This window comes from Streptomyces sp. NPDC058157 (assembly GCF_042884105.1).
In the GTDB taxonomy this organism is placed as follows: domain Bacteria; phylum Actinomycetota; class Actinomycetes; order Streptomycetales; family Streptomycetaceae; genus Streptomyces.
The window spans coordinates 1-10,346 of record NZ_JBHVUQ010000228.1 but is presented as its reverse complement, the minus strand read 5'-3'; the positions used below and the strand labels follow the sequence as shown (position 1 = coordinate 10,346).

Sequence of the window (10,346 nt, the reverse complement as noted above, 5' to 3'; positions counted from 1 at the left end):
CGCACTGCCCGGGAGCCGGCTCACGGGCGGGGCGCCCCGGCTGGACCTGGCCCGCCTGGAGCTGTTCTGCCGTGCCGCGGAACTCTCCTTGGGGGAGGGGCGGTTCACCGTCGGGGCGAACCCCGCGCACGCCCGGGGACGGGCCCTGCGGGCGGCGGCGGCCCGCAGGGCGGGAGGGGCCCTGGTGTCCGAGGAGGAGTGGTCGGCGCACCCGCAGGCCCGCCACTGGTGGACCACCCTCACCGCCCGCCTCGGCGTACCGGCCCGGCTGGAGCTGGTCCGGGCCGCCCCGCACGAGGAGGTCTACCGCGCGGTGGTGCACGGGCCCCTCCCGTCCCCCGTTGCCCCCGGCCCGGACGGGGTCCCCGCCCCCCGTCACCCGGGCCTGCCCGGCGGCCCCGGCCGCGTCGCGCCGGGAGGAGCCCGGCCGGCCGGACCGGCCGGGGTGCTCGGCGAGGCGGTCGAGGCGACCCCGGGCGACGCGGCGGCCTTCGCGACCCTGGCCGCCGTGGCGGCGGTGTCCGCCGCCGCCGGTGCCCCGGCCGTCCCCGCGGATACCGCCGAACCACCCCTCCCGGCGGCGGGAACGGTGCGGGTACCGCCGTCGGGCGGGGCCGTCGCACCCCTGGCCGCGGCCGGTGCGCGGATCGCCGCGTGGGAGGACACGGGCTGGACCAACGGCTGGATGGCGGACGTGGCCGCACGCGAGGAGCGGTTCCAAGCCGCGCTGCACCGGCTCACCGGAGCCTCCCTCCGCGCTCCCCGAGACCCCTCCGGTGGCCCCGGCCCCGCCGCGATCCCCGACCCCCGTGAACTCGCCCCCCGGCTGCGGGCGTTCGGTTACGCCGTGCTCGACTCCGGCCCCGAGGAGGCCCGATGACCGACCCCACCCCCCTGGGCCCCCTCCCCGTACCCGTGCTCGGGGCCGAGGCCGCGCTCGCCGCCACCGCAGGGCCGGCGGTGGTGCTGCTGGAGCGGTGGACGCCGGGGCTCGGTGAGGAGTTGAGCCGGCACGCGCTCCGGCATCCCGTCGCCCTGGTGCCCGTCCGCTTCGACGGGCCGGTCGCCGTCGTCGGGCCGGTGCTGGCCCCGGGGGCGGCGGCCTGCCTGTCCTGCACCGAGTACCAGCGGCTGGCCACCGCCGGCGGCCGGGTGCCCTGGCGCAGCCCCGGGCTCGCGCTGGCCGGCGTGCCCTCCCCGGCCCTGTCCGCCGCGCTCGGCGCCCTGGCCCGGGACCTGCTGGACGGGGAGGAGCCCGGCCGGGAGGACGGGGCGGCCCTCGTGCACGTCGTCCACCAGGGGCGCGCCACCTGGTCCACCCACCGCGTCCGCCCCCTCGGCGGCTGCGCCGTCTGCCACCCCCTGCCCGCCGACTCCGCGAGCGCCCCGGACCCGCTGCCGGCCGCCCCCCGCCCGCTGCCCGACCCCCACGTGCTGCGCGCCCCCAACCCCCGCACCGCCGGCCCCGGCCTCCTGCGGCGGGAACTGCACGACGAGCGGTTCGGGCCCGTGCGCCGCCTCTTCCGCTCCGAGGACTCCGCCTTCTCCCTCACCAGCGCGTTCGTCAGCGACGGCCGCCACGTCGACGACGGCGGGTACGGCCGCGCCGGGGACTTCGCCACCAGCGAGCGCATCGCCCTGTTCGAGGCCGTCGAACGGTACGCGGGCATGCGCCCCACCGGCCGGCGCACCGACCTGCGCGCCTCCTTCGCCGCACTCGGCCCCGACCGGGCCCTGGACCCCGGGCGGCTCGGCCTGCCCGACCCCGCCCACCACGGGCACCCTGCCTCGCCCACCGTCCCCTACACCCCCGACCTGGAGCTGGACTGGGTACGGGGCTGGTCGCTGACCCGGCGCCGCCCGGTCCTCGTACCCGAGCACGTGGCCTATTGGGACGTGCCCGGCGCCGGCCGGCCGCGCGTGGTGTACGAGTCCTCCAACGGCTGCGGTCTCGGCAACAGCCCCGAAGAGGCCGCGCTCTACGGCCTCTTCGAGGTCGCGGAGCGCGACGCCTTCTTGATGGCCTGGTACGCCGCCACCCCGCTGCGCCGCGTCGAACCGCCCCCGGACGACCCGGACACCGCCCTCCTCGCGGACCGGGCCGCCGTGGCGGGCTACCGGCTGCTGCTGCTCGACGCGACCAACGACTTCGGGATCCCGGCCGTCGTGGCCGTCTGCCGCTACGAGGGCACCCACCCCGACGCGCCCCGGATGTTCCTCGCGGCCGGCGCCCACCACGATCCGCGGGCCGCGATCCGCTCCGCCGTCGCGGAGGTGGTCACCAACGTCCTGGAGTCACCGGGGCGTTCCTTCGCCGAGGACGGCGCGCGCGACCCGCGGCGGCTGCGGCCCATGCTGGACCGGCCGGAGCTGGTGGTCGGCCTGGACGACCACGTCGGGGTCAACGCCCTTCCGGAGGCGGGCCCCCGCCTGGAGTTCCTCCTCGCCGACACCCCGTCCGTGCCGGTCGCGGCCGCCTGGCCGGGCGCGCCGGAACCGGTCGCCGACCTCTCCGCCCTGCTCACGGCCACCGTGGACCGGCTGGCCGGCGCCGGCCTGGAGGCGGTGACCGTCGACCAGAGCGAACCGGGCCTGCGCGACCGGCTCGGCCTGCACTGCGTGAAGGTGGTCGTCCCCGGCTCGCTGCCCATGACCTTCGGGCACGTCAACCGGCGCACCCGCGGCCTGCCCCGGCTGCTCGACGTGCCCCACCGGCTGGGCCGCGCCCCCGGGCCGCTGCGCCACGAGGAACTGGCGCTCCACCCGCACCCCTTCCCCTGATCCGCCCCCTCCCGCTAGGACCGCAGATGCCCACGACCGACGCCTGGCACAGCCACCACGTCTTCCTGCACTCCGCGACCGAGGACACCGACGCCTTCCTGCTCCGCGAGGCGGCCCCGCTCCTCGACGGCCTGGTGGCGGCAGGAGAAGCCGACCGGTGGTTCTTCATCCGCTACCCGGAGGACGGCCCCCACGTGCGCCTGCGGGTGCGCGGGCTGGCCCCGGCCGCCGCCGCCGGGCTGCCGGGCGAACTGGCCCGCGCGGCGAAGGAGGTGCCCTCGGTGCCCGGTCCCTGGCCCTCCGCCCACGGCGAGGTCCGCGCCGTCCCGTACCGGCCCGAGACCGACCGGTACGGCGGCCCGCGCGCCCTGCCCCTCGCCGAGGAGGTCTTCGCGGACTCCTCCCGGGTGGCGGTCGAGGTCCTGCGCGAACTCGCCGCCGGGGGCGGGAGCTCGGCCCGACTGACGCACGCGGCGGACCTGGCCCACACGACGGTCCACGCGCTCGGCCTGGACCGGCTCACCGCCGCCCGCTGGCTGCGCCGGCACGCGGCCGGCTGGCGGTGGGTCACCGAGGTGGAGCTGCTGCCCGGCGCCTCCGTGCACGCCCGCGTCAACTCCGTCTACGCCGCCCAGCGTTCCGGCCTGCAGCGGCGCGCCCAGGACCTGCGGGAACGCCTTGCACAGGGCACCGCCGCACCCTGGCTGGGCCATTGGGAATCGCGGGTCCGCGCGACCGACGCCCTGCTCCGGGCCGGACTCGACCCGGAAGCGGCCCCCGACGCGACGGCCTGGATCTGGGGCTCGCAGCTGCACATGCTGTTCAACCGGCTCGGGGTGACCCCCGACGAGGAGCGGGCCGTGTGCCGGCTGGCCGCCCGCACCCTGCTGGAGACCGGGGAGCCGGCCGACTACTTCCCGGCCGGGCACACCGCCGCCGATTTCCAGTACCTGGAGCGCAGCAAGTTCCAGATCGGCCGGCACGAGGACACGGCCCTGCGCACCCTGCCGCCGGAGCCGCCCCGCCGCACCCCGGCCGCACCCGAGCTGCCGCTGCCCGCCGGCCCGCTGCCCGAGGTCCCGCTCGGCGCCGCCCTCGCGGCCCGGGCCTCGCTGCGCGGGGCCCTCGGCGGGCCGCTCGCCGCCGCCGACCTGGGCGCCCTGCTGTGGCACGCCATGGCCGACCGGGACCGCGGCGGGGCGCTGCGGCCCGAGGACGCGGCCGAGCCCCCGGTCCGCCGGGCCTACCCGAGCGGCGGCGCCCTGTACACGGCCCGGGTGCGGCTGCTGGTCCTCGACGTCGACGGCGTCCCGGCGGGCACGTACGACTGCGTGCCCGAGCGGCGGACGCTGCGGCGCGTCGGACCGGCCCCGGCCACGGCGGAGATCGCCGCCCTGTCGACGTACCTGTCCCGGCCCGCGAGCGACCCGCACCGGATCGGCATCGACCGGGTGCCGGTGGTCCTCGCCCTCTACGCGGACCTCGGCCTGCTGCGCCGGCGCTACGGGCTGCGCGCCCTACGCCTGGCCCTGCTGGAGACCGGCCACCTGGCGCAGAACCTGCTGCTCACCGGCACGGCCCTGGGGCTGGCCGGCACCCCGCTCGGCGGTTTCCACGACGACCTGGCCCAGGAACTCCTCGGCCTGGACGACCTGGAACAGCCCCTCCAGTACCTGCTGCCGCTCGGCCGCCCCGCGCCCGCCGTCTGACGGGTTGGTGTGAAGGCACGGACCGGCCGGTGCTTTCGGACGGAATCTCATGGTTTCGGCCAGTAGGTCTGCCCGGCCGCGCCCCGATAGCTTCACCACGACCGGAACGTGGTGGAGGGGGTAGTCATGGGAGCGGTGGCGGCCGTGCTGGCGGCGGCGGTGCTGTGGGGGACGGTGGGACCGGCCCAGCTCTGGGCGGACACCGGGGTGCACCCCGTGGCGCTCGGGGCCTGCCGGATGCTGCTCGGCGGGCTGGCGCTCAGCCTGCTGACGGTCCGCCCGGCCGGGCTGCGCACGCTGCGGCGGCCCGGGGTGCGGGGGTGGCTCGGGCTGAGCGTGCTGGTGACGGCCGCCTTCCAGGTGTGCTTCCTGCAGGCCGTCGAGCGCGGCGGGGCCGCCCTGGCGACCGCGGTCGCCTTCGGGACCGTGCCCGTGGTCGGCGGCCTGTGCGCCCGGGCCCTGTCCGGGGAGCGACTGACACCCCGCTGGCTGGGTGGGACCGGCTGCGCCGTGCTCGGGATCGCCCTGCTGCTGCTGCCCGGCAGCGGGGCCACCGCCGACCTGCCGGGCGTGCTGTTCGGCGTCGTGGCGGGGGCGAGCTTCGGCGTGTACATCGCCGCCACGAAGGAGCTCGGGGCGCGCGGCGCGGACCTCGGCGCCGCGGCCCCCGTGAGCGTGCTGGGCGCGGGGCTGCTGGTCTCCCCGTACCTGCTGGTGGCCCCCGAGGGCCTGGCCACCGTCCGCTCGGCCGCCCTGATCGGCTGGCTCGGCCTGGGCACCACCGCCCTCGGGTACCTGCTGTTCACCCGGGGCGTCGGCCGGCTCAGCGCCGCCACGACGGGGACGCTGAGCCTGACCGAGCCGCTGGTCGCGACCGTGCTCGGGGTGGCGGTGCTGGGCGAGCGGCCGGGACCGTCCGCCGCGGCCGGGGCGGCGCTGCTGCTGCTCGGGCTGGTCCTGGTGTCCCTCCCCGAGCGCCGCCCCCGGCCGCGGACCGGCCCGGCCGCCCCGCGCACCGAGCCGGAGCCGGAGCCGGAGGCGGCGACCCGGAGCGCCTGACCCGCCGGACACCCCCCGGGTCGGGCGTGCCTAGCGGTCCTGGTAGGCGCGCATGTTCTCGTGCACGCGGTCGGAGAAGAACATCGGACCGACCGCGTCGGCCCAGGCCATGCCCTCCAGGGTCAGCGCCAGCGCCCCGCCCCGCTCCCGCAGCCAGCGTCGCTCCAGCAGCGCGGCGAGCTGCGGGCCGAAGTCGTCCTCGAAGCGGGTGGCGAACACCTCCTGGTAGGCGTCGGGACGCAGGCCCGTGGACTCCAGCAGGTGCTGGAGCACGTACATCCGGCGCCGCTCGCCCTCGTCCATCCGGAACGCCCACTGGGCCCGGCGGAAGCGCTCGGTCGGGGTGGCGATGTAGTCGTCGATGATGCGCCGCACCTCGGGCACCGCCACCGCGTAGTCGGTGGTGTAGTGCAGCCCGGTGGTGAACGAGCGGGCGCCGACGCCCAGTCCGACCATGCCCGCCTGCTGGTTGTACTCGCTGATGCTGCTGCCGTCGGTGTCGTCCACGGCGGCGGTGCCGACCCGCCGGAACACCCGCATGGAGGTCTGCTCGTACCCGGAGGAAAGGAGGTAGTCGCGGCCGTAGCGGTAGAGCCGCAGCCGCTGGTCGTTCCACTCCTCCAGGGTCTTGGCGTGCCGGGAGCTCAGCCCGGTGAGCGGGCGCACGTAGAGCGGGTAGAGGTAGACCTCCTCCGGCTCCCAGGCGAGGGCGGCGTCGAGGGAGACCTTGAAGGTGCGCTCGGTCTGGCCGTCTATGCCGTAGATGAGGTCGATGTTGAGGACGGGGAAGGCCGCCTCCTTCAGCCGGCCGAGCGAGGCTTCCACTTCCTCGCGCTTCTGCGGCCGCACCGCCGCCCGGGCCTCCTCGTCGATGAAGCTCTGCACGCCGATGCTCACCCGGGTCGCCCCGCGCTCGGCGAGCACGGCGATCCGGTCGGCGGTGGCCGTCGCGGGGGAGGTCTCCACCGACCAGGACGCCGCCTTCAGGTCGGCGCCCATGACCTTCTCGCTGATGTCGCAGAGCCGGGTGAGCTCGTCCGCCGTCAGATAGGTCGGGGTGCCGCCGCCGAACGCGGCGAGGGTGAACCGGACGGGCTCGCCCTTGGCGTCGAGGGCCTCGCGGGTGACGCGGGCCTGCCGCTCCAGGGTGCCGAGGAACGCTCCGGTGACCTCCTCGGGGGCGCCGGTGCGGGTGAAGAGGTTGCAGAACCCGCAGCGCATCTCGCAGAAGGGGACGTGCACGTAGAGGGAGAGGGCGTCGAGGCGCTCCTTGGACCACAGCTCGGAGAGCAGCGGGCCGTCTTCCAGCAGGCGGTACGCCTTCTGGTGCGGGTAGGCGTACACGTACTGCTCGTACGGGGTGCGCGGCTCGCCGTCGGTCTCGGCGGCGCGGCCCGGGACGGTGGGCATGGGGAGCGGAACAGACTTGGTCATGACGGGAATTGACTCTCTTTCAAAAACCGGTCAGATCACTGTTCGTGACAGTTCGTCACCCTAGGCTCGGCCCCGGCCTCATTTCTGTAGTGCAATTCCCATAAAATGGGTTTCACCGTGTAGAGCTTCATATGCACTTTTTGGTGGAACGGCCCATTCCGTCCCTGACTGGGGTTCCGTTTCCCGTATGAAGCGACTTCTCATCGCCGCGGGCGGCGGCGGCGACCCGATCACGGCGGCCATGGTCCACGCCGCGCTCCACGGGGCGGACACCCCGGCGCTCGTCCTCACCTACGCCTGGGAGCGGCTGGTCGTCGACCCCGTACCGGGCCCCCGCCGCGCCGCCGACTTCACCGGCACCGAACCCGCCGCGCCCGGCCTCGCCCTGATCACCCCCGCCACCGCACCGCGCGCCCCGGCCGGCTCCCTGCTCCCGCGGCTGTCCGGCGCCCTGCGGCCGCGGCTCGGGCTGCTCGACCCGTACGGCGGCACGTCCGGCCTGGCCCGCCAGATCGCGGCGGCCGCCCGCTGGTGCCGGGCCGACCGGATCGACCTCGTGGACGTGGGCGGCGACATCGTCGCGCGCGGGGACGAACCCACCCTGCGCAGCCCGCTCGGCGACGCCCTCGCCGTCGCCGCCTGCGCCGAGACCGGCCTGCCCACCACCGTGTACGTCGCCGGCCCCGGCCTCGACAACGAGGTGCCCCTGCCCGACCTGATGCCCCGGCTCGGCGCGCCCGCCCTCACCCTCGACGCCGCCCACACCGAGGCCGTCTCCGGCGTCTTCGACTGGCACCCCTCCGAGGCGAGCGCCCTGCTGGTCGCGGCCGCCCGCGGGGTGCGCGGGGTCTGCGGGACCCGGGACGCGCCCCGGCCGGTGCTCCTCGACGACACGGCCCGGCAGGTCCACCGGCTGAGCCTGGACCGGGTCCTCGGACTCAGCCCGCTCGCCCGGGCGCTCGCCGGCTGCCCCTCCCTGGACGAGGCCGAGGAGGCCTCCCGCGCGGTCTGCGGCTTCTCGGAGATCGCCCGCGAACGCCGCCGCGCCGCCGACCCCGCCACCCCGCCCGCCCCGCACCGCCCGGACCGGGACCCCGCCTCCGTCCTGGACCGCTTCGCCGCCTGGGAACGCGAGACCCTCGCGCAGGGGATCGCGTACGCCACCACGCGGCGGATCACCGAGGAGCTCGACCTGACCGCCACGGAGGCCGACGCCCTGCTCTCCGGGCTGCGCACGGCCGGTCCCGAGCGGCACGCGCCCCCGCTGTGGCGGCTGGCCGCGGGCTGACCGGGCCGTGGTGCCGAGGCGGGGGAGGGGGGTGATCCTGGTGGGATGGGTGGTGTGCCCAGGCCGCGGTGGCCGGACGGCTATGCGGCCCCGGGGGTGAGGGCGGTGCGGGTGACGCTGGTCGCCGCCGTCGGGTTCTACCTGTTCCTGTACGGCTTCGGCGCTCCCACCGCCGCCACGTACGCGCTGTTCGCGGCGGTGGCCCTCGCCGGACTGTCCCGGATCCCCGGCACCGGGCCGCAGCGGGCCGCCACGGTGCTGCGGCTGGTACCGGTGTGCTGGCTGCTCGTCGTGGTCGGCACCTTCCTGTCCGTGCGCACCTGGAGCGCGGTCGCCGGGATGCTCGTCGTCGGCTTCGCGCTGGCCTTCGCGGCGGTGGGCGGCCCGCGGCTTGCCGGCGCCGGGCCCGGGCTGCAACTGCTGTACATCCTCCCGTCCTTCCCGCCCTACGACCCGGGCTCGCTCGGCGTACGGCTCGTCGGCACCACCGCCGGGCTCGCCCTGCTCGTCCTGGCCGAGCGGTACCTCCTGCCCGAACCCGCGCCCCCGTCCTACCGGGAGCTGGCGGCCCGCGCCGCGGACACCGCCGCGCACTGCGCGCGGGAGCTGACCGCGCCCCCGTACGCGCTCGCGCCGGCCTCGGCCGGGCGGGCGCGCGAGGCCGGCGCCGCCCTGCGGTCGCTGAACGTGCCCGAGGCGGACCGGCCGGCGGGGCCGGGCGTACGCGACCGCGCGCTGACCCACACGGGCCTGGCCGCACGGACCCTGCTGAGCCGGCTGTCGGCCCTGCCGGGCGCGCCGGGCGCCGCCGAGGTCCTGCTCGGCGTCCGGCGGCTGGCGGAACGCACCGCCGAAGACCTCCGGCGGCGCGGCGGACCGGGCTCGGGCTCCGGCTCCGCGTACGAGGGCCTCGCCGCCGCCCGCGCCCGGCTGGCCGGCGACCCCGCCGGGCCCGTCACCCCCGCCGGGCTGCGCCGGGACGCGGCGGTGCTGGAGGTGGCCGACGCCGCGCTCACCATGGCCACGGCCGCCTCCCTCGCCCTCCGGGGCCGCGCCCGGCCGGACCGCGTGGTGCCGGGGCGGTTCTGGTACGCCAGGACGCCCGCGCCGCTGCTGTGGTGGCACCGGATCCGGGGACACGCCGAGCGCCGGTCGGTGTTCTTCCAGAACGCGGTGCGGATCGGCCTCGCACTGGCGGCGGCCCGGCTGGTCGCGGGGCTGGACACGCTGCCGCACGGGTTCTGGGCCATGCTGGCGACGCTCTCCCTGACGCGGACCACCGTCGGCGAGACCTGGGGCACCATCCGGGTGGCCCTGGCCGGTACCTTCGCCGGCGCGCTGTTCACCGCCGGACTGCTGACCCTGGCCGGTCCCCACACGACCGTGTACGCCGTCCTGCTCCCGCTCTGGATGCTCTTCGCGTTCACGGTCGGACCCGTCCGCGGCGTGGGCTGGGCGCAGGGACTCTTCACCGTGCTGGTGGCGATGGTCTTCGCCCAGCTGGCCGGGGCGACCTGGCGGCTGGCCGAGGTCCGGCTGCTGGACGTGCTCGTCGGCAGCCTGATCGGCGGGGTGTTCGGACTGCTCGCCTGGCCGCGGGGCGCGCACGACGAACTGGGGCGGGCGGCGGCGGGCCTGCTGCGCCGGGCGGCCGAGGTCGTGGTCGCGACGGGAGCCTCGGTCGCGGCGGGCGGCCCGGGCGGGGGCGCGGCGGCCGGGCGGGGGTACCGGTCCCTGCGGCACGCGCTGATCCTGGCGGAGTCGGCGTACGCGCAGTACCAGAGCGAGCCCCAGCACTTCGGAGCCGGCGTCCCGCGCCCGCCCGGACCGGACTGGCAGGCGGCCCTGATGGCGGGGCACCACACCCTGTGGGGCGCCGACCGCCTGACGGCACCCCCGGACCCGCCCCCGTCGCCCGGACCGCTGCCGGTGACCGGACGGGCCTCCCCGGCCCCGGCGCCCACCGGCCCCGTTCCGGAGCCGGGTCCGCCGCCCGCGGGGCCTGCCGTGTCGGGGCGGGCCCCGGGCGGGGGAGGCGCGGCCGCGCGAACCGCGCCGCCGGGCCCGGCCGGGCC

6 protein-coding genes and 1 pseudogene are annotated in these 10,346 nt (G+C 77.4%); 6 read left to right on the top strand and 1 reads right to left on the bottom strand.

Features of this window, described 5'->3' with window-relative positions:
* The 4 genes and pseudogenes from ACFVXK_RS33485 to ACFVXK_RS33470 all read left to right on the top strand — a co-directional run.
* A pseudogene (locus ACFVXK_RS33485) lies at window positions 1–880 on the top strand (hypothetical protein); the annotation flags it as partial.
* Window positions 877–2,781 (top strand): TOMM precursor leader peptide-binding protein, encoded by a 1,905-nt coding sequence (locus tag ACFVXK_RS33480; RefSeq protein WP_389619404.1) that lies wholly within the window; start codon window positions 877–879, stop codon window positions 2,779–2,781. The pseudogene ACFVXK_RS33485 and the gene ACFVXK_RS33480, both read left to right, overlap by 4 nt.
* Before the next feature lie 26 nt (window positions 2,782–2,807).
* Window positions 2,808–4,490 (top strand): thiopeptide-type bacteriocin biosynthesis protein, encoded by a 1,683-nt coding sequence (locus ACFVXK_RS33475; protein ID WP_389619401.1) that lies wholly within the window; start codon window positions 2,808–2,810, stop codon window positions 4,488–4,490.
* A gap of 126 nt (window positions 4,491–4,616) precedes the next feature.
* A complete protein-coding gene (locus ACFVXK_RS33470; protein ID WP_389619398.1) occupies window positions 4,617–5,549 on the top strand; it encodes a DMT family transporter in 933 nt (310 codons plus the stop codon).
* A gap of 30 nt (window positions 5,550–5,579) precedes the next feature.
* On the opposite strand, the gene ACFVXK_RS33465 is transcribed toward ACFVXK_RS33470, so the two are convergent.
* Window positions 5,580–6,983, bottom strand: coding sequence for an STM4012 family radical SAM protein (locus tag ACFVXK_RS33465; RefSeq protein WP_389619395.1), 1,404 nt, complete (start codon window positions 6,981–6,983; stop codon window positions 5,580–5,582).
* A gap of 187 nt (window positions 6,984–7,170) precedes the next feature.
* On the opposite strand from ACFVXK_RS33465, the gene ACFVXK_RS33460 reads away from it, so the two are divergent.
* Window positions 7,171–8,271 (top strand): DUF1152 domain-containing protein, encoded by a 1,101-nt coding sequence (locus ACFVXK_RS33460; protein WP_389619392.1) that lies wholly within the window; start codon window positions 7,171–7,173, stop codon window positions 8,269–8,271.
* Between the two features lie 105 nt (window positions 8,272–8,376).
* Window positions 8,377–10,346 (top strand): FUSC family protein (locus ACFVXK_RS33455; RefSeq protein WP_389619389.1); only part of this gene is annotated, 1,970 nt, incomplete at its 3' end.